Origin of the sequence: Kitasatospora sp. NPDC059973 (assembly GCF_042737525.1) — a bacterium.
Lineage (GTDB): Bacteria > Actinomycetota > Actinomycetes > Streptomycetales > Streptomycetaceae > Kitasatospora.
In genome coordinates this window covers 1-18,506 of record NZ_JBHWUI010000161.1, presented here as the reverse complement: position 1 = coordinate 18,506, position 18,506 = coordinate 1, and the positions used below count along the sequence as shown (strand labels likewise).

The 18,506-nt window shown below is 75.8% G+C and carries 17 protein-coding genes; 5 read left to right on the top strand and 12 right to left on the bottom strand.

All coding sequences use genetic code 11. The features are described 5' to 3' along the window. Positions 1-74: 74 nt before the first annotated feature. On the bottom strand, positions 75-1,583 hold the full coding sequence (locus ACFWA9_RS31605; RefSeq protein ID WP_352295055.1) for a HEAT repeat domain-containing protein: 1,509 nt from the start codon (positions 1,581-1,583) through the stop codon (positions 75-77). Between the two features lie 340 nt (positions 1,584-1,923). Here ACFWA9_RS31605 and ACFWA9_RS31600 point away from each other — a divergent pair, with 340 nt between their 5' ends. Beyond that, the gene (locus ACFWA9_RS31600; protein WP_380391647.1) at positions 1,924-2,370 is read left to right on the top strand and encodes a PAS domain-containing protein; all 447 of its coding nucleotides are present in this window, start codon (positions 1,924-1,926) and stop codon (positions 2,368-2,370) included. Positions 2,371-2,512: 142 nt separating this feature from the next. Here the strand turns inward: ACFWA9_RS31600 and ACFWA9_RS31595 are convergent, their stop codons facing one another. After that, entirely contained in the window at positions 2,513-3,994 is a 1,482-nt protein-coding gene (locus ACFWA9_RS31595; protein WP_329490838.1) for a hypothetical protein, read from the bottom strand. A 694-nt stretch (positions 3,995-4,688) separates the two neighbouring features. Here ACFWA9_RS31595 and ACFWA9_RS31590 point away from each other — a divergent pair. Beyond that, entirely contained in the window at positions 4,689-5,681 is a 993-nt protein-coding gene (locus tag ACFWA9_RS31590) for an aminoglycoside phosphotransferase family protein (RefSeq protein ID WP_380391653.1), read from the top strand. 84 nt (positions 5,682-5,765) lie between these two features. Here ACFWA9_RS31590 and ACFWA9_RS31585 read toward each other — a convergent pair whose 3' ends face one another. From ACFWA9_RS31585 to ACFWA9_RS31575, 3 genes are all read right to left on the bottom strand, one after another. Beyond that, positions 5,766-7,064, bottom strand: coding sequence for an acyl-CoA dehydrogenase family protein (locus ACFWA9_RS31585; RefSeq protein ID WP_380391644.1), 1,299 nt, complete (start codon positions 7,062-7,064; stop codon positions 5,766-5,768). Between the two features lie 337 nt (positions 7,065-7,401). Next, positions 7,402-7,896: a hypothetical protein gene (locus ACFWA9_RS31580; RefSeq protein ID WP_329490835.1), complete on the bottom strand. Its 495-nt coding sequence runs from the start codon at positions 7,894-7,896 to the stop codon at positions 7,402-7,404. A 755-nt stretch (positions 7,897-8,651) separates the two neighbouring features. After that, the gene (locus ACFWA9_RS31575) at positions 8,652-8,939 is read right to left on the bottom strand and encodes a DUF397 domain-containing protein (protein ID WP_352295047.1); all 288 of its coding nucleotides are present in this window, start codon (positions 8,937-8,939) and stop codon (positions 8,652-8,654) included. Between the two features lie 314 nt (positions 8,940-9,253). Between ACFWA9_RS31575 and ACFWA9_RS31570 the strand changes: the two genes are divergently transcribed. After that, positions 9,254-9,793 carry a PTS fructose transporter subunit IIA gene (locus tag ACFWA9_RS31570; RefSeq protein WP_329490833.1) on the top strand — a complete coding sequence of 180 codons (540 nt, stop codon included), beginning with the start codon at positions 9,254-9,256 and terminating at the stop codon, positions 9,791-9,793. Between the two features lie 120 nt (positions 9,794-9,913). Continuing rightward, a complete protein-coding gene (locus ACFWA9_RS31565) occupies positions 9,914-10,843 on the top strand; it encodes an NAD-dependent epimerase/dehydratase family protein (RefSeq protein WP_380391641.1) in 930 nt (309 codons plus the stop codon). An 87-nt stretch (positions 10,844-10,930) separates the two neighbouring features. Here ACFWA9_RS31565 and ACFWA9_RS31560 read toward each other — a convergent pair whose 3' ends face one another. From ACFWA9_RS31560 to ACFWA9_RS31530, 7 genes are all read right to left on the bottom strand, one after another. Then, positions 10,931-12,040 carry a GDSL-type esterase/lipase family protein gene (locus ACFWA9_RS31560; protein ID WP_380391650.1) on the bottom strand — a complete coding sequence of 370 codons (1,110 nt, stop codon included), beginning with the start codon at positions 12,038-12,040 and terminating at the stop codon, positions 10,931-10,933. Between the two features lie 8 nt (positions 12,041-12,048). Further along, positions 12,049-12,537 carry an NUDIX domain-containing protein gene (locus ACFWA9_RS31555; protein ID WP_352294320.1) on the bottom strand — a complete coding sequence of 163 codons (489 nt, stop codon included), beginning with the start codon at positions 12,535-12,537 and terminating at the stop codon, positions 12,049-12,051. A gap of 190 nt (positions 12,538-12,727) precedes the next feature. Further along, a complete protein-coding gene (locus ACFWA9_RS31550; protein ID WP_380391639.1) occupies positions 12,728-13,345 on the bottom strand; it encodes an acetyltransferase in 618 nt (205 codons plus the stop codon). 26 nt (positions 13,346-13,371) lie between these two features. After that, the gene (locus tag ACFWA9_RS31545; protein ID WP_380391636.1) at positions 13,372-14,160 is read right to left on the bottom strand and encodes a sugar transferase; all 789 of its coding nucleotides are present in this window, start codon (positions 14,158-14,160) and stop codon (positions 13,372-13,374) included. 43 nt (positions 14,161-14,203) lie between these two features. After that, on the bottom strand, positions 14,204-15,415 hold the full coding sequence (locus ACFWA9_RS31540) for a glycosyltransferase (protein WP_380391634.1): 1,212 nt from the start codon (positions 15,413-15,415) through the stop codon (positions 14,204-14,206). Then, positions 15,408-16,259, bottom strand: a complete 852-nt coding sequence (locus ACFWA9_RS31535; protein WP_380391631.1) for a polysaccharide deacetylase family protein — start codon at positions 16,257-16,259, stop codon at positions 15,408-15,410. Before ACFWA9_RS31535 ends, ACFWA9_RS31540 begins: the two co-directional genes overlap by 8 nt. A gap of 375 nt (positions 16,260-16,634) precedes the next feature. Beyond that, complete coding sequence (locus ACFWA9_RS31530) at positions 16,635-16,859, bottom strand: hypothetical protein (RefSeq protein WP_329490825.1); 225 nt, start codon at positions 16,857-16,859, stop codon at positions 16,635-16,637. A 400-nt stretch (positions 16,860-17,259) separates the two neighbouring features. On the opposite strand from ACFWA9_RS31530, the gene ACFWA9_RS31525 reads away from it, so the two are divergent. Next, entirely contained in the window at positions 17,260-18,468 is a 1,209-nt protein-coding gene (locus ACFWA9_RS31525) for a polysaccharide deacetylase family protein (protein WP_380391629.1), read from the top strand. Positions 18,469-18,506 lie beyond the last annotated feature (38 nt).

Below are 18,506 nucleotides of genomic sequence, written 5' to 3'. Positions count from 1 at the left end.
CACCAGATCTGGTGCCCGGCCCGCTTCGTCGTACCCGGGATCGGGGTGTCGCCCCGGGTGTGGTGTCGGGGGTCCTACCGACTTCGCTCGCGGGCGGCGGTCAGCCGGCCGCGCACGGCGGCGTGGACCTCGGCCTCCTCGGCCGGGTCGGCCGCGAGGCGGCGCAGGCGCTCCAGCACGCGGGCGTCGCCGGTGGTGGCGACGTGCCTCGCGGCGAGCTCACGGGTGGATTCCTCGCAGTCCCAGAGGCACTCGACGGCCGGGCCCTCGGGAAAGGCCACGTCGGTCGCGGCGAGCGCGCGGGCGGCCCGGCCGCGCAGCTCGGAGGAGGCGGCCTCGCCGTAGATGTGGCGCAGGACGGGGACGGCCTCGGCGGCGGCAAGCCGCCCCGCACCGTCGACCAGCGACCCGAGCCCGGGGCCGCCGACCCCGCGGACCGAGATCCAGCGGCGCAGCCCGGCCACCACGAGCGCCGCGTCGCCGGGCTCCCCGGCGTCGGCGAGCAGTTGGACGGCGGCCTCGCCGAGGGCGCTGTCCGCGCCGCCGGTGGCCGGGTCGGCCCAGCGGCGGGCGTGGGCCAGCGCCTCGGGGCCGCGCATCCGGCCGATCAGTTCCAGGGCGGCGCGCACCGTCCGGTCGTCGACATCGGCGGCGGCGGCCTCGATCAGGCCGGCGGCGGCCGGGTCCCGCTGGTCGACCAGGTAGCGCAGGGCGGCCCGGCGGGCACCGGGCAGTCCGTTCCGCGCGGCCTCCAGCACGGCGGGGCGGTCCTCGGGGCGGACCACGGCGGCCAGGCAGCGGGCGGCGGCGGCGGCCCTGCGGTCCACGGCATCGGGGCCGGCGGGATCACCGCCGTCGCGAGCGGGCTCCGGGCGGTCGGGCCGGCCGGCGAAGGCGGCGGCGCCGAGGCCGCCGAGCTCGCCCTGGTCGGCCCAGACGAGCACGTCGGCGGTGGACCAGCCCGGGGTCACGCCGGTGCGGTTCACCTGGCGCTGCCAGAGGTCGAACGGGGACTGCTCGCTCGCCGCCGCGACCCGCGGGTGGTAGGCCGCCCAGAGCCGCCACGGCCGTGGCTCGTACGCGCCGCGGATGAACTCACGCAGCTCGGCGTCGCCCTCGGGGCCCGGCGGGAACCGGTCCAGCACCGCGGTACCGAGCAGCAGCAGGCCGCGGTCGTCGTCGCGCAGCGCGAGCTCGTCCAGCGCCCAGGCCCAGTTGGTGCCGGTGGCGGCGTACTCGCGCAGCATCAGCAGCGCGTCGCGCCGGCCGTACGCGGCGAGGTGGCCCAGGACGGACAGGGCGAGACCGGTGCGGTACTCGTCGTCGTCGAGGAGGTCCTCCGGGTCGTGGAGGTGGTCCTCGATGCCGTCGAGCGGCGCCTCCAGTTCCATGTAGAGGCGCGCGTAGTAGAGGGAGCGGTTCTCGACCTGCCAGTCGGCTCTCGGGTCCCTGGTGACGCACTCCTGGAGCGCGGCGATGGCGTCGGTACGGTCGGCGGCCAGCGCGTGGAGCTGCCCGTCACCGCGGCCTCGCTGAAGGAGGCCGAGGAGGCTGGCACTGGGTGCTATCACTGGCTCGAACATGAGGTCAGCATCCGTTGCGGCGGTCGTAGTGGCAACGGGATTTCCGTCGCCGGGGTCGGTGGTCGGTACTGCGGTGGGCGCCCGGGCGCCGGAATCACCGAAGGTTACCGCCTCGGGCACCTCGCCGCACACAGGGCGATCGACCCCCCTGCCGCAGTGGCATATGCCGGGGGAATTTTGCCAGGGATCTGCTCAAATCCCCCACGAGGGTGACTCCGCTGTGCGACAGTCTTCTCACTGCTTGACAGCTTCCCACCTCACGGCCACCCCGCGGCCACCCTCCCCACCTCCCTCTCCGCCGGCCCGGCGCCGGCCTCGACCCGATGGAATCGCCATGAGCATGCCTGCCACTGCCGCCCGCCGGGCCGCCCGCCGCGGCGATGCCCGACGGACGGACACCGGGGCGGACGACGGGTCGGTGGGCGGCAGAGTGGACGGCACGACGCAGGCGCACTCCGGTCCCGTGGTCGGCTCCGCCGAGTGGGACCTCCTCACCGACGACGTCCGGTGGTCCGCCGAGGTGTACCGGCTGCTCGGCTGCGACCCGGGGCACGGACCGCTCAGCCTCGACCGGCTGCCCGACCGGCTCGCCGAGGCGGACCGGCCGCAGCTGCGCCGGATGATGACCGACGCCCTGGTGCACGGCCGCCACGCCTTCGGCACCCTCCAGGTCAGCCACCCCGACGGTGAGCGCACCACGGTGGAGTGCGCGGGCGAGCCGGTCCTCGGGAACGACGGCACCGTGACGGCGCTGCGGATGCTGCTGCGCCCCGCCGACCCCGACTGACGCAGGCCGCCCCCGGCCGACGCCGGGCCCCGGACGGCTCACAGCCCCGGGCGGCTCACACCTCCGGACGGCTCACAGCTCCGGGCGGCTCACAGCCCCGAACGCCCGGAGCACCCGGCGGCTCGGACGGACCGCGACCGGCTCAGGCGAACCTGGGCCGGTTCTTGGCGTCCGCCTGCCGCAACTCCCGCCCGAGCTCCACCCGCAGCTCGTCCACCACCGGCAGCCCCCGGTAGCGGGCGGTCAGCCGGTACATCTCGCGCAACCGGTCCCAGGTGCGGTGCGAGGAGTTCTGGCCGATCAGGTTCATCACCATCTTGGCCTGGAGCTCCGCCGCGTCGGGCTCCCCGCTGAGCCAGTGCACCGAGGCGAGCGTGATCCGGTCGAACAGCGCCGAACGCAGCTGACCGGTGCCCTCGCGCAGCTTGATCACCCGCTCGGCCTGGCGGCGCGCCTCCGGGGCGGCCGTCAGGTCGTGCTCGGCCAGGGTGCGCAGCACCAGCGCCTGCATCCCGCGCAGCTCGGCCTCGTCGAAGAGCTGCATCCAGGAGGGCGGCGGCTCGGACACGTCCTCGGCGAAGAGGTCCTCGGCCTCGCCGAGCAGCCGCCGGGTGTCCTGCGAGTGCCCGACCGAGGCGTGCGCCCAGGCCTCCACGGTGTTCAGCATCGCCCGGGTTCTGGGCAGCACCCGGCCGCCGCTCGCCCGGGCCGCGGCCATCAGGTCGATCGCGTCGTCGGCGCGGCCCAGGTGCACCATCTGGCGGGCGGCCCGGGAGATCGCCTCACCGGCCCGGGGGCGGTCGCCGGCCTCCTTGGCCGACTCGGCGGCGATCATGAAGTACTTCTGCGCGGTCGACTCCAGGCCGACGTCGTGCGACATCCAGCCGGCCAGCACCGCGAGGTTGGCCGCGACCAGCCAGAGCCGCTGCTCCACGGCCTGGCCGTGGCGGTGCGTCAGCAGCCCGCCCACCTCGTTGAGCTGTCCCACCACCGCCTTGCGCTGGAGGCCGCCGCCGCGCGCCGCGTCCCAGGCGCGGAACACCTGGACCGAGCGCTCCAGTGCCTCCACCTCGTCGAGCCCGACCGGGCCCGCGTCGTACACGTCCACCACCGGGCGGGCCCCGCCCTGGGTGACCACCTGTCGGGGGCCCGGCGCGGCGGCCGCGTACGCGACGGCGTCCCCGCCCAGCCAGCCCTTGAGAGTGTCGGCGATGACCGCCCCGGCCGTGAGCGCGGCGCCCGCACCCACCAATCCACGTCGGTTGAGCATGAGGTCCATTCCCGTGAACTCGGTGAGGACCGCGGCCGTACGATCCGGCTCCCATGGATGTGCTGCGGACTGCGCCGCTCCGGTCCTGGTGGGCCGGTGTCGTTCCAGACCGAGGTCCTCAATGGTGACGACACGGCCGAGCCGCTCCGTGAACACGGACGCCAGTACCCTCGGCACCGGATCGCGCGGGATCTCTCCGTGCTCGATCCAGCGCCGGACCCGCGAGGTGTCGGTGGACAGCTGCTGCTCTCCCATGGCCGCACCACGCCGGTTGACCAGCCGTGCGAGCTCGCCCTTCGACCATCCGGCCAGGACGAACAGATCGGCGAGTCGGGTGTTGGGTCCCCTGCTCACGTGAAGCCCCCAGGTTCCTCGGCTGGTTCAGGCTAGATGCTCCGTCATGTGCCAGGCGAGCATTCGCCAGGCTTCGCCAGGGTCCGCCACATTACTAACCAGTGCCGTCCGGGTGTGATGTAGAGGTGCGCCACCTCGCCCCTCGGGTCGGGCGGCGCCCCGGGCAGGTGGGGGGTGCTCCCCCGACCGTGTCACGGGGCGTCCCCGGTCCTCACCCGAGGGGGTGGCGCGGCCGGGTGGCGCGGGGGCGCCGGGCACGGCCACGGCAGTCCGGTCGTCCGCATTCCCCAGGGTGCGGAACGGCCGGGTCACCGCCGAAGCAAGGGGCTCCGGCCCCCGCGTCCGTGCCCGGCGCCCGCGCTCCACCCACCGCACCGAGACAGGGCCGCCGTCACGCCAGCAAGCACGCGGCACCGGCCCTCCCCGCACCGCGGGGCGCACCCGCCGACGGACAGAAAGGGACCACCCTCACCCCATGTACTCCTCCGCGACCTCCCCCACGCCGACCGCGACCCGCACCGCGCTGCGCCCCCCGGGCGCGGCCGCCGGCCGTCCCGGTCCGAAGCAGCTGCCGCCGAGCCGCCCCGCGGTGCCGCGCGGCGCCGACGGCCGGACCACGGACGCGCGGGGCCAGGCCGCCCGGACGGCGCTGGGGCTGCGCGCCCCCGAGTCCGTCCTGCCGCCGGGCGCCCGGATGCCGGCCGTCCGGCCCGGCGACGGCCGGATGCTCCGCCCGCCGATGCGGCCCGGTCAGCCCGGTGCCCCCGAGCGGATCGACCCGGCGGCGCTGCAGACCCCGGCCGTACGAGCCGCGCTGGCGGGTGTCGCCCGGATATGCCCCGCCTTCACCCCGCGCCAGGTGCTGCGCGAGGGCAGCCGCCACATCCTGGTGGCGGGCACCATCGGGCGCGCCCCGGTGGTCGCCAAGTGCCTGGCCCCGCAGGCGGTGCGGAGCGAGTACTTCGAGCAGCTGGTGGCCGACTTCCACCACGAGGTCGCGGTCTACCGCGCCTTCGTCCGGCACCGCCCGCCGGTGCGGCTGCCCCGGCTGGTCGCGGCCGACCACGACCGCTGCGTGCTCGTCATGGAGCGCGTGCCCGGCCGGCCCGCCGCCCGGGAGCGCCACCCCGCCAACGCGCCGACCCCGGGCGAGGTGCGGGCGCTGCTCGGCGCGGTCCGCACGCTCAACCTGTGGCGGCCGCCGACCGACGTCTTCCAGCCACGGCTGGACTACCAGGTGGAGATCGCCCGCTACCACTCGGTGGGACAGCTCACCGACCGGGACGCCGGCGACCTGCGCGGCCTGCTGCACGGCCTGAGCCACGCCCCGCTCCAGCTCTGTCACGGCGACGCCCTGCTCAGCAACATGCTGCTGGCGCCCTCCGGGCCGGTCCTGGTCGACTGGGAGCAGGCCGGCTGGTACCTGCCGGGCTACGACCTGGCCGTGCTCTGGAGCGTCCTCTCCGGGGACACCGCCGCCCGCCGGCAGATCAGCCAACTCGCGCAGAGCGGCGGCACACTGGCCCGGGACGCGTTCCTGGTGAACCTGGTGCTCGTGCTGATGCGGGAGATCCGGCTGTACGACGTGCCCGGCGCCGGCGAGGAGCAGCGGATCATGATCCGCCGGCTGTACGACGACGCGGCGCTGGCCCGCCGGGCCGTCCGCGCCGCCGTCGGCACCCGCTGAGCCGGGCGAACGGCCCGGGCCCCGACCGATCGTGCGCGAGCGGTCGGGGCCCGGGCCGTTCGGGCCGCGGCCGGGCCCGGCCGGTCAGAGGCGTCGCCCGCGCTCCAGGGCGGCCCGGCCGGCGGCGTCCAGGACGGCCTCGTCCGGGGCGAAGTGGACACGGCTGCTGAGCACGTCCCGCAGATAGCGCTCCAGCGGGTGACGCCGGCTCAGGCCGGGGTTGCCGGTGAGCGAGACCGCCTGCTGGACGGCCGCTATCGCCGCCCGGGTGGCGAGCAGTTGCGCCGGACCGGTCCGGGCGACGGCGTCCGGTTCGGCCCGGTCCACCCGCGGTGCCAGTCCGTTGACCAGTTCCTCGGCGCCGATCAGCTGGGCCTCGATCTCGCCCAGCGCGCAGCGGTACCGGGGCAGGCTGCCGAGCGGCTCGGTGAGGTTGGCCGGAGTGCGCTGGTGGAGGAAGCGGACCAGCCACTGCTCGGCGGCGCGGGCGACCCCGAGGGCGACCGCGGACAGGGCCAGATCGTGCCAGGCGCGGGTGAGTTCGGCGGCGGGCACCGCGGCCGCGGCACCCGCGTCCTCGATGCCGCCGGCCTCGGCGCCCCTGACCTCGACGCCCCTGGCCTCGGCACCGGACGGCGCGGTTCCGGCGCGGGCGGGCCCGCCGGCCCGGCCGGTGGTCCTCGGGCCGTTGCTCCTCGGGGCGGTGAGTCCGAGCGCGAGTTCGCCCGGCACCCGGACGGCGTCCAGGACGACGTCGTGGCTGGCGCTGGCCCGCAGGCCGAGCTGGTCCCAGGTCGGATCGACCTCGATGCCCTCGCTGTCCCCGCGCACCAGGAAGGTGCCGATCCGCGGTACCGGCTCCTCGGTCCGTGCGGTGACGGCCATCCAGGCCAGCGCCTCGGCACCGGCGCAGTACGTCTTTCGGCCACTGAGCAGCCAGCCGTCACCGTCCCGCCGGGCCACCGTGGCCGGCTGGGCGCCGCCCTGGCCGCCCGGCTCCGCGCGCAGGGTGTTGACCAGGGCGGGCCCCCGGCGGGACTCGGTGAGCAGCCGCCGGTAGCCGGCCGCCGGCCAGGCGGCCACCCGGGCCTGCTCGGCGTGCTGCAGCAGCGTGAAGGCGGTGACCACGGCCACCGAGGCGTCCCCCCTGCCGAGTTGGGCGAGCACCCGGACGGTGTCAGCGAGCGTGCCGCCGGGGCCGCCGTACCGCTGTCCGACGGTGAGGGTGAGCAGGCCGGCCTCGTGCACCGCCTCGATGCCCTGGTAGGGGAAGGTGGCGTCGCGGTCGTGTTCCTCGGCGCGGGCCGCCAGCAGGTCCACGACCCGGGGCAGCCCGGCGAGGGCGGCGGCGACGGGCGACTGATCGGCAGCGGTGGTGGTCATGGTGCTGGTGCCTCCGGGCGGCAGCGTGGGCTCGGCAAGTGCGGGCGGCACGCCGGACGGGCGCGCGGTACCGGTGGACGGCCCCGGAAGTCAGCGCAATACCCGCCCCCGGATCGGCGCCGGCCACTCGGCCGGGCACCCGCCGCCTCGGGGACGAATCCCCCTCAGTGGCCCGGACACGCCGCGCTTGCGGTGCGCCGCAGGTCCAGGTAGCTGCGACGGGTCAGCAGCGGGAGACGGCACGACATGTTCGCGACTGTACGAAGCGATGATCGAAACCGTCAAGCAGTGCCCGGAGCGCGGAACGGCCCCGGCCGCGCCGCCGCGGAAGTGCCGGTCAGCCCTGCTGGAACATGTCCGCCGGGAGCGGCTTGAGCAGCTGGTAGAGGTCGTCCGAAATCGGTCGGTCCCAGGAGGCGATGGTGACCTGGACGCCGTCGCTGCGGCCGAACTGCGAGCAGAACACCCGGCCCTCGCTGACCTTGACCTTCTTCACGATCAGAAGGTCGTCCCCGAGCATCACCGGGAAGTCCTCCGCCGAGACGAACTCGACCGGTTCTTCGTTCTCCAGCGCCGCGAGCAGCTGCCGGACCTCGAAGGGCACCTCGTCCCCGGTCTCGCGGGCCGGCGAGCCCTCGGGGAGGTTGCCGATGAACATCGCCGGGCCTCTGCCTCCGAACAGGTCGTAGCGGAGGAAAATCCCCTGACAGGAGCCGTCCGGGCCGGTCATCATGGCCGCGCCGAAGTCGCCGGGCCAGTCGCCCGGGTCCATGGCGAGCACGTCGAAGTCCGGGCCGGTGGGCTGTCCGGAGCGACGGCGGAGAAAAGACATGGGAACATCGTACGTGCCCGGCACACCACTCTCGCGGGGTGGGTGGGGCGCTGGACGGAGATCCACGCTCAGAGACCAATGTTGACTCTGAGCAACCGTCCGGGCTACGTTCGGTTCAGCACGACAGCCGTTCTGGGTTTCACCCTTCGGGGGGACGGCATGTCGCAACGCGGCCCTACACGCGTATCCCTCACTGTGCACATCGTCGTGCCGATCCGCCGAGCACCCAGCTTCGTCGTCGCACACAGCACAGCACACAAGCCAGCAGTTCGAAGCCACACAAGCAAGGTCCGCGGGGCCCCGGCCCGTCGCTCCCGCGGATCTGCTCGGGACGCCGCCGCGTGGGGGCGTGCGGGTCCCGAGCACCCGGCACCGACGTCGAGTCGCTCTCGGCAGCGGTGTCAGCCTCCCGGCGACTGCCGGCCCCTTGTGGGCCGGGACCGGCCAACGCACCCCCGGTGCGCAGGGGATGACTGGGAGGCAGGTCCGGCGTGACTGCCGGGCTGCACAGCAGGCGCCGTGTCTGGCCGCGTGGGGGCGGTGGGCACGGCGTCTGCCTGTGCTCATACTCTGAGCTGCGCTTGTCTAACAGTCAACAGAATTTATGACCGGGTACGCTCAAGGCTGATCACAAGATGGGAACGGGCCCCTCACGGGACCCGTTCCGGCACTTCCCTCCCTGCTCCCCGGCCGGTCCGCGGCGGCCAGGACGGGCGATCAGGCGGGTCGGGCAGGCCGGGCGGGCCGGGCAGGCCTCAGGTGAGGTCGAACTCGCCGTCCCGGGCGCCGAGCACGAAGGCCCGCCACTCGCCCGGTGTGAACACCAGGACCGGCCCGTCCTCCTGGCGGCCGTCCCGCATGCCGATGTAGCCGTCCACGAACGCGATCTGGACATCCCCGACCCCCTGACTGCTGCACAGCCAGGTCGCCCCGGTGAAGTCCACCTTCGGCTTCCCGCTCGGCGCGAGCTCCGGCGACGGTGCGGGCACCTCGACGCCCGTGCCCACGGCCGACTCCACGTCAGTCCCGATATTGGCTGCCATTACTGGTCTCCTCCCGACGGCTTTCGAGGCCAGCCTAGTCACCGCCGCCGCCCCGGTCAGCGGGTTGCCGAGGACTCCCCCGACCGGGGGCGGCGCTCCGCCGGCGGGCCCCGCGGGCCGCCGCGCTGTGCTAGGGGATGGGGGCGAAGTCGCGTCGGATCTGGCCGCGGCGCACACACCCCTAGGGCCCACGGCCGGAAAGCGTCCGTCGATCGGGCCGGGCGCCCCGTCCGGAGCGTGTCCCGCCCCGCCGGGCGGCGCCCGAGCTGCCAGAGTGAGGAGGGCCCGCACCCCGACGCCCCCAGGAGCAGCCGATGAGCCGCCGGGACGGCACCAGCGCCGATGTCATCCCCATCTCCGAGGCCCCCTCGGCCCACCCCCCGGCGCCTCGCACCCCGCCCGCGCGCACCCCGCTGCCCCGGTCGGCCCCCGGCCGGCCGCCCCTGCACGGACGGGTCGGGGTCGTCCTGGTCTCGCACAGCCAGGAGCTGGCCGCCGCGGTACGCGCCCTGGCGCTCGCGCTGGCCGGTACCGACTCCCCCTCCCCGGTGGCCGCGACCGGCGGCGACCCGGACTCCGGTCCGGGCATCAGCGCCGTCCTGGTGTCCGCCGCCACCCGCCGGGTCGACCAGGGGCACGGGGTGGTGATGCTCGCCGACCTCGGCAGCGCGGTGACCACCGTCCGGGCCCTGCTCTCCGACGCGGACGAGCACGGGCTGCCGTTCCCGGTCCGGTTCGCCGACGCACCGTTCGTGGAGGGCGCGGTGGCCGCGGTCGCGACGGCCACCGCCGGCGGCGACCTCGCCGCGGTCCTGGACGCGGCCGAGGAGGCGTACCGCCAGCGCAAGGACTGAGCGGGCCGGGACCGCTGGGCCCTTCTCGCCGTTCCGCCCCACCGCGGGTGACCGCCCGGCTACCATCGGCACAGGGCCGGGCCGGGCGGGCCGGGCGGGTGCGGAGGGGGAGCCCCAGCCATGCGCGTGGTCGTCACCGGCGGAGCCGGATTCATCGGGGCCAACCTGGTCCGGGCCCTGCTGGCCCGCCCCGAGGTGGAGCTGGTCCGGGTGGTGGACAACCTGTCCACCGGCCACAAGGCGAACCTGGCCGGCGTCGACGCCGCCCTGTACGAAGGCAGCATCCTCGACCCCGCCCTGCTGGACGAGGCCTTCGCGGGCGCCGACGCGGTGGTGCACCTGGCCGCCCTGCCGTCCGTCCCGCGCTCCGTCGCGGACCCGCTGGCCAGCCACCACGCCAACGCGACCGGCACCCTGGAGGTGCTGGAGGCGGCCCGCCGGGCCGGCGGGCTGTACGTGGCCGCCGCCTCCTCGTCCTCGGTCTACGGCGCCAACCGCGAGCTGCCCAAGCGCGAGACCATGCGCACCGCGCCGATGAGCCCCTACGCGGTCAGCAAGCTGGCCTCCGAGTCCTATCTGGCCGCCTACCACCACTGCTACGGGCTGGGCGTGCTGCCGCTGCGGTTCTTCAACGTCTTCGGCCCGCTCCAGCCCGCCGGGCACGCCTACGCGGCCGTGGTACCGGCCTTCCTGGACGCGGCCCTGGCCGGGCGGCCGGTGACGGTGCACGGGGACGGCGGCCAGAGCCGGGACTTCACCTACGTCGGCACCGTCACCGAGGTGATCACCGAGGCGGTGCTGCGCCGGGTGGTGCACGCCGATCCGGTCAACCTGGCCTTCGGCACCCGGACGTCGCTGCTGGAGCTGGTCGGCACGATGGAGTCGGTGCTGGGGCGGCCGGTCGCGGTGACCCACACCGACCCGCGGCCCGGCGACGTCCGGGACTCGCAGGCCGACAACGCGCGGCTGCGCGAGCTCTTCCCGGACGTCCGGCCGGTGGCGCTGCGCGAGGGGCTGGAGCGTACGGCGGAGTGGTTCCGCACGCTCTGACGCGCGGGGCGGGGCCGGGGCGGTGCGGTGCTCGCGGCCCGGCGCTCACAGCCAGGCGCTCGGCCCCAGGTGCTCAGCCCCAGGTGCTCAGCCCTCGGCGAAGGCGCCGCCCGGGCCGAAGGCGAGCGCGGCGAACCGCTCGCCGATCAGCCGGTGCCCGGCCGGGTTCGGGTGCAGCAGGTCGGCCAGCCCGTCGGTGTCCCGCGGTCCGAGCAGCGCGAGCCCGTCCAGGTGGTGCAGGTGCGGGTCGCCGGCCGACCGGACGGCGGCGATCCGGGCCAGGTCGGCGCGGACCGTCTCCAGGGTGAGCGCCCCGGCCGGGACGTCCGCGGGGTCGCCCGTCGCGGCGAACCGGGGCCCGCCGGGCGTCTCCTCGTACCGGCCCGGTCCGGGGGTGCCTTCGAACGGCGGGCTGAACAGCGGCGAGACCAGCAGCAGCGGGGTGTCCGGATGGCCCTCGCGGACGGTGTCCAGGAAGCCGTGCACGGCCGGTCCGAAGGTCCGCCGCCGGAACGAGGCGGCGGACAGCACGTTGGTGCCGAGCTTGAGGCTGATCAGGTCGGCCGGCTGGTCCCGCACCGTCCGGGCGGTGAACGGGTCCAGGTGGGCGTTGCCGGCCAGCGAGAGGTTCAGCAGGTCCGCGCCGGCCCGGCCGGCGGCGATCCACGGCCAGGTACCGGCGGCCGAATCGGCCTCCGGGGCCTGGCTGACCGAGCTGCCGTGGTGCAGCCAGCGGCGGCGGCCGCTCGGGCGGGGCGCCAGCACGGGCGCGTCGGCGCGCAGCGCGACCAGCTCGACGGAGGTCCACTGCGGCAGCCACAGCTCCACCTCGCGCTCGGTGGCGCCGTCGCCCGGCGCCGAGGTCACCGGCGCGGTGGTGAAGCGCAGTTCGGCGGGCCCGCCGGCCACCGGCAGGGCGGCCCGGTCGGTCCGCACGCCGTCCAGCGCCAGCTCGACCGCGCCGGGGTGGACGGGATCGGCCGGCGTCCGGAGGGCGAGTTCGAGCACCGTCGCCGCGGTCCGGAAGGCCAGCCGGACCCCGGAGGGCATCTGGGCCACCCGGCGCAGCGCCTCGTCCGGGAACTGCGCGGCCGTCCAGGCCGGCAGCCGCCAGGGCCGCAGGCCGTACCCGGTGCGCTCCAGGTGCAGGGCCCCGCGGACCTCCACCGGCCCGTCCAGCAGGGGGACATCGGCCATCGGGCCGGTCACGGACGCTCCCCGCCCTCCCACAGGAAGGACGCCGCTCCCCGGCCCTCCCGGGCCTGGCGCAGCGCCCGGTGCTCCGCCTCGACCATCGGCGGCAGCGCGTCGAGCGCGAACCAGCCGACCGCGAGCGACTCGTCGTCGTTGACCCGGGCCTCACCGCCCACCGGGCGACAGCGGAAGACCAGGACCAGGTACTGGGTCACGTCGCCGTTGGGGTAGCGGACTTCGGGCGAGACATCGACCCCGGCGAGCACCTCGGGGACGACCACCACCCCGGTCTCCTCCAGGCACTCGCGCGCCGCGCCGTCGGCGGGCTGCTCGCCGGGGTCGAGGATGCCGCCGGGCAGGGCCCAGCGGCCGTCGTCGGCCCGCTGGATCAGCAGCACCCGGTCGTCGTCGTCGAAGACGACCGAGACGGCGGCACTGAGCCAGAGCGGGCGGGTGCCGACCACGGCGCGGAGTTCGGCGAGGAACGCGGGGATAGCCATGCCCCGCACCCTATCCGGCACCGCGGCAGGCACCCGGGGAGTCCACCGCCGGGCCCCTACCCGGGCGTTGCCCGCGCGCAGGGGAGCCTGCCGCCCGCGGACGGCCGCCCGTGCGGGCCGCCGTCCGCCGGTTCGGCGGGCACCACCCGGGCGGGTCGGCGGGGAACCCGGACGGCCGGCGGCCCGGCCGCTATCCGCGCAGCGGCCGGGCCGGGGAGCCGACCACCACCTCACCGGCCGGGACGTCCCTGGTCACCACGGCGCCCGCGCCGACGAAGGCGTCGGCGCCGATCCGGCGCCCCTGCAGCACCACGGCGTTGCTGCCGACGGTGGCGCCGTCGGCGAGCAGCACCGCGCCCGAGACGTTGCCGCCCGGATAGACCGTCACCCGCTCGCCGAACACGCTGTCGTGGCCGACCGTCGCGTTGTAGTGGACCTGGCTGTGTGCGCCGAGGCGCACGCTGCTCGACACGTACGCGCCCCCCATCACCAGGCTGCCGGGGCCGAGTTCGGTGTCGGGCGCGATCAGGGCCCGGGGGTGGACGAGGGTGGCGGGCAGCGCGCCGCGGGCCTCCAGCAGCGCGCTGAGCCGCTGCCGGACGGCCGGGGCGGCGATCCCGACCAGGTAGCGGGCGCCGGCCGGGACGTCGTCGGGCCGGCGGACGGGCAGGCCGCGGACGGTGCCGCCGTGCCCGCGGTCGTCCAGGAAGCCGGCGACCGGGACGCCGGCCGCGAGGGCGGTGTCCAGCGCCTCGCGGCCGACGCCCCCGGCGCCGGCGATCCAGAGTGCTCGGTGGTCGGTGGCCATGGCGGCCATCCTGCCCGCTTCGGGGATCAGGACACCTCCTCGACGGCGGTCCGGACGGGCTGCGCCAGCCGGGGCGCGGTGGCCTGCCGGGGCAGGCTGATCGCGGTGAGCGGCCGGACGGCGGGGTCGGCGGGCCTGGCGGCGGAGCCGACCGGCTGGTGGGAGACGGGGTGGTGGGAGACGGGCTGGTGGCCGGCGCTCTCGTGGCCGGCGGCCGCCGGGCCGGCGGTCAGCGGCTCGGTGGGCGCCGGGAAGCCGGGGTTGACGCCGCCGGCGGCGGTGATCCCGCTGGGGCGCAGCAGCACGCCGACGGTGAGCGCGAGGATGCGCAGGTCCACCCGGAGCGAGCGGTGCTCGACGTACCAGAGGTCGAGTTCGATCCGCTCGGGCCAGGTGAGGGAGTTGCGGCCCCGGACCTGGGCCCAGCCGGTGAGGCCGGGCCGGACGTCGAGCCGGCCGCGCTGGCGGCGGGAGTAGTGGACGACCTGTTCGGGCAGGGTGGGCCGGGGCCCGATCACGCCCATCTCGCCGCGGGCCACGTTCCACAGCTGCGGCAGCTCGTCCAGGCTGGTCTTGCGGAGCAGGTCACCGAGCCAGGTGATCCGGGGCGCGTCCGGCTCCTCGGGAAAGCGTTTGTCCCGCATGGTGCGGAACTTGAGGATCTCGAACTCCTTCCCGTGCCATCCGGTCCTGGTCTGGCGGAAGAGCGCCGGTCCGCCCGTCGTGCAGCGGATCAGCAGGGCGATCAGCAGGCCCAGCGGAATCGCGACGATCCCGGCCAGGACGGTGACCGCGAGGTCCCCCCCTCGCTTCATGACGGTCCTTCCCCCTGATGCGGTCTGGTGGGAGTGCGTGGGTTCAGTCGACCGTCCAGGGCAGTGCCTTGGCGCGGGCGACGGCCGCGTAGGTCTCCAGCGAGACCCCGGCGACGGCGCGCTGGTCGAAGTGCGCCGTGGCGCGGCGCCGTGCCGCGGCGCCGAGCCGTTCGCGCAGGCCGGGTTCGGTGAGGAGCCGGTCCAGCGCGCTGGTGAGGGCCCGGGCGTCCCCGGGCGGGGCGAGGAGCAGGTGCTCGTCGTGGGTGCCGATCTCGCGGCAGCCGCGGATGTCGCTGAGCACCATCGGCAGGCCGCCGGCGGCGGCCTCCATGGCGGAGCGGGAGAACCCCTCCCGGTAGGAGGGGAGGACGAAGACGTCGAGGGCCGCGTACACCGCGGGCATGTCGCCGCGCGGGCCGGGGAACTCGACGCCGGACTCGGCGCCGTGGGCGTCGGGCTTGTCCGGGTCGTCGGGGCCGATCCAGACGAACCGGGCCTTGCCGGCCAGCGCGCGGGCCGCTTCCGCGTACTCGCGGATGCCCTTCTCGGCGACCCTGCGGCCGACGCCGCCGACCAGCAGTTCGTCCGGGCCGACGCCGAGTTCGGCGCGCAGCCCGGCCCTGGCGCGGGCCCGGTCGCCGGGGGCGGTCGCGAAACGGCTGAGGTCCACGCCGTTGCCCACGACCCGTGAGCGGCGGCCCGGGACGGCCCGGGCCAGGGCGCGGCGGTCCTCGCCGTTCTGGTACAGCTCGGCGTGCGAGAAGCGGGCGGCGAAGGCCTCCGCGCCGAGGACGAACGCCCGCTTGGCGAGCGGGTCGTGGGCCTGCGCCCAGAGGCCGTGGCAGGTGTTGACGACGACCGGGACCCGGGCCAGCCGCCCGAGGACACGGCCGAGGACGCCGGTCTTGGGGTTGTGGGTGTGCAGGACGTCGGGTCGCAGCCGGTCGAGCACGGCGAGCAGCTCGCGGGCGGCGGCGGCGTCGGCGCGCGGCCGCCAGGACCGGGTCAGGGCGTGCAGCGGCTCGTGCCGGACGCCGATCGCCTCGATCTCGGACACGTACGGGCCGGGCGCGCTGATGCCGTACGTGTCGAAGCCGGCCTCCAGGTCCACCTTGAGTTCGGTGGCGAGCAGGAGGTGCAGGCTCATGTCGACGGTGGTGAGGTGGGCGACGCGCAGCGGCCGGCCGCCGGGGCCGCGCAGCCGCGGGGCGGGTCCGGCGGCCGCGGTGGCGGGTATCGGGGTGGGGTCAGGCACGGGCGCCCACCGCCTTCGCGGTGGCGACGATCCGGGCGTAGGCGCGCTCGGGGATCAGCCGGCCGTAGAGCTTGGCGCGGAAGAAGTCGATCGGGTCGGTACGGCGGACGGGCACCCGGCGCAGCCGGACCGGGTCGACGCCGGGCGCGTTGCGGCCGACCTCGCCGGTGGCGGCGGTACGGAACCGGGCGCGCAGGGCCGGCTCCATGTGGGGCACCGGGACGCCCCAGGTGTAGGCGTAGTGCCGGGGGCGGACACCGAGGTGCTGCTCGACGTCGTCGTTGCAGGCGTCCAGCTCGGCGGTGGTGAGCAGCTCGGGGCGGGCGTGGCTGCGGGTGTGGTTGGCGACCGTGCACAGGCCGGAGGCGGTCATCTCGCGCAGCTGCTCCCAGCTGAGCGCGGGGGCGCCCGTGGTCCTGGCGGTCGACCCCTCCCAGCGCATCTCACCGCCGACGTGGCCGCTGGCGAGGTAGACGGTGAACGGAAGGGCGCGGTCGCGCAGCAGCGGCCAGGCGTTGTCGTACACGTCGGCGAAGCCGTCGTCGAAGGTGAGTACGGTGGCGGGGGTGCGGCGGCCGGCCTCGATCCGGTCCACGGCCTCGTCGAGGGAGACCACCCGGCCCGGCGGCAGCTCGGCGAGCAGGTCGGCCTGGGCGGTGAAGTCGGCGGTGCCGACGTCGAGCTCGTCGGGGCTGTCGCCGCCGACGCGGTGGTAGATCAGGACGGTGGCGCCCTCGCCGGGCCGGGCCCCGACCCTGCGGGCCAGCTGGCGTTTGACCCTGGTGCGGATGCCTCCGGCCGGTCCGGCCGCCTCGGGTGCTCCGGGCGCGGCGGTGCCGCTCATTGCTCCCCCCTCTGCGGCGCCCTCCCCGGCGCCGTCAAGTGGCCTCGCATCCGGCGCAGTTGGCTGCCGGACGGACATCACAGTAGGGGGAACTGTGGGGCTGATGGCCCGGAATTGTGAAAGAAGCGAGAAGGCATAGGCAGATGGGCCGAAACCGGCCGATCCGACCGGTCGGGCTCGATCGCCCGTTCAGGTGACGGCCGGTGGCGGCCGGGGCGGCTCACGGGCCGGTCAGGACGGTCACGGGCCGCGCGGCGGGGCCACGGACCCGGGGCACGGACCCGGGCCACCGGCCGGGCGGCCCGGGAGGCGCCGCCCGCCGCCTCCCGAGGCCGGGCCTGCGCCGAGGACGGCGCGGGTCCGTGGGCCGGTGCCTCAGAGGGTGGCGCCGCGCCGGTACCGGAGCAGGGCGAACGCGATCCGGCCGAGCAGCAGCACCCCGGCCGCGAGGCAGCCGGCCACGGCCATCGCCCACGCGGGGCCGTCACTGTCCGGAACCGCCACGGCGACCACGATGCCGAGCGCCAGACAGGCCAGACCGACCACGGCCAGCGGGAGCTGGTGGGTGACCAGCGCGCCACCGCTCCACACGCGGGCCATCCTGGTCGCCCCATGAGGGTGCAAATGATCACGTTCCGCATCTGCCATGAGGCCAAGGTACCCCGGAGCGGCCCGGGAGGCAGCCCGCAGGAAGCGATATATCGACTACTCTCCGCAACCGGCTCTCGCCCGGTCACGGGCGCCGTCGCTGCTCCGGCGTACGCCCGGAGGCGCCTGTTTTCGGCCCGCGAAAATTCCTCGGCTGTCCGGTACAACCATCCACCGGGCACATCTGTCTCCACTACATTGAGCGATCCAGGAGCCGTCCGCGGTGCGGGTTGGGAGTCCCCGCCGAGGACCGGAGAACACCAGGGGGCGGAGCCGCCGTGCCCTGGAGTCGGAGGCCGGGCTCCAACCTCCGGCGGTACCGCCACGCCGCACCGGCGACCGAGGGGGAACCGTGCCGCAGTCCAAGTCCACGACGTCGACCTCCATGGCCCGGATCGGGTCCGTCATCAGCACCCTGCCGAGCGCCCACGTGCGCTCGTTGCCGCAGGCGGCCGCCGGGCAGCCGGCCGCTCGGCGACGGGCCACCGGGCACTCGGCGGCCGCACCACCGATGACCACGCAGTCCGTGACCGCGCCGCCCGCACCGGGCCGGCCGGCGGCGGCCCCCGCGGTCGCGGCGGTCCCCCAACCGCTGCCGCGCGGACGGCAGGCCGCCCGCCGGCACGCCGCGCCGACCGCGGCCGACCGGCCCGAGGAGCGGGGCGACTGGTTGCGCTTCGCCCCCGTCCAACCGCTGTTCCGGGCCCGGGCCGCGCAGCGGCTCGCCGTGCTCGCCTACCACGGCGTGACCGATCCGCGGTCCTTCGGCGCCCAGCTCGACCGGCTCCGAAGACTCGCCACCCCCGTCTCGCTGGCGGCCGTCCAGCAGGCCGTCGCCGAGCGGCGGCCGCTGCCCGCCCGCAGTGTCCTGGTCACCTTCGACGACGCCGACCGCAGCGTGCTCACGCACGCCCTGCCGGCGCTCAACGACCGGGGCATCCCGGCCGCCGCCTTCGTCATCTCCGAGCTGATCGGCACGGAGAAGCCGTTCTGGTGGCACGAGGCCGACTTCCTGGCCCGGCACGGCGGGCGCGCCCGCTCGCTGGACTGCGGGCACCCCTCCCAGGTGCTGCGCCGGCTCAAGGCCATGCCCGACCCCGACCGGCGGCGCAGCCTCCAGGAACTGCGGGTCAGCGCGGACCGGCGACCGCCCCGGCAGGAACAGCTCACCCCGGCCGACCTGATCGCCCTGCGCGCGGGCGGCGTCGCCATCGGCAACCACACCCAGGGGCATCCCTGTCTCGGACGCTGCGACGACGTCACCGTCCGGGCCGAGATCACCGGGGCGCACGAGGCGCTCACCCGCTGGCTGGGCGAGCCGCCGACCGCCTTCGCCTACCCCGACGGAGGGCACGACCCGCGCGCCGAAACCGTCCTCCAGGAGCTGGGGTACCGGCTCGGGTTCCTCTCCGACCACCGCCTGGGCCCGCGTCTTCCCGACCACCCGCTGCAGATCAGCCGGCTCCAGGTCGACTCCACCACCAGCACGCGCCGCTTCGACACCATCCTCTCCGGACTCGAACCGGCCTACCGGCGCTGGCGCGGCCAGGCCGTGGCATAACGGCGGCGGGGCGCGGTGCGTCGGCCGGTCCGACGTCC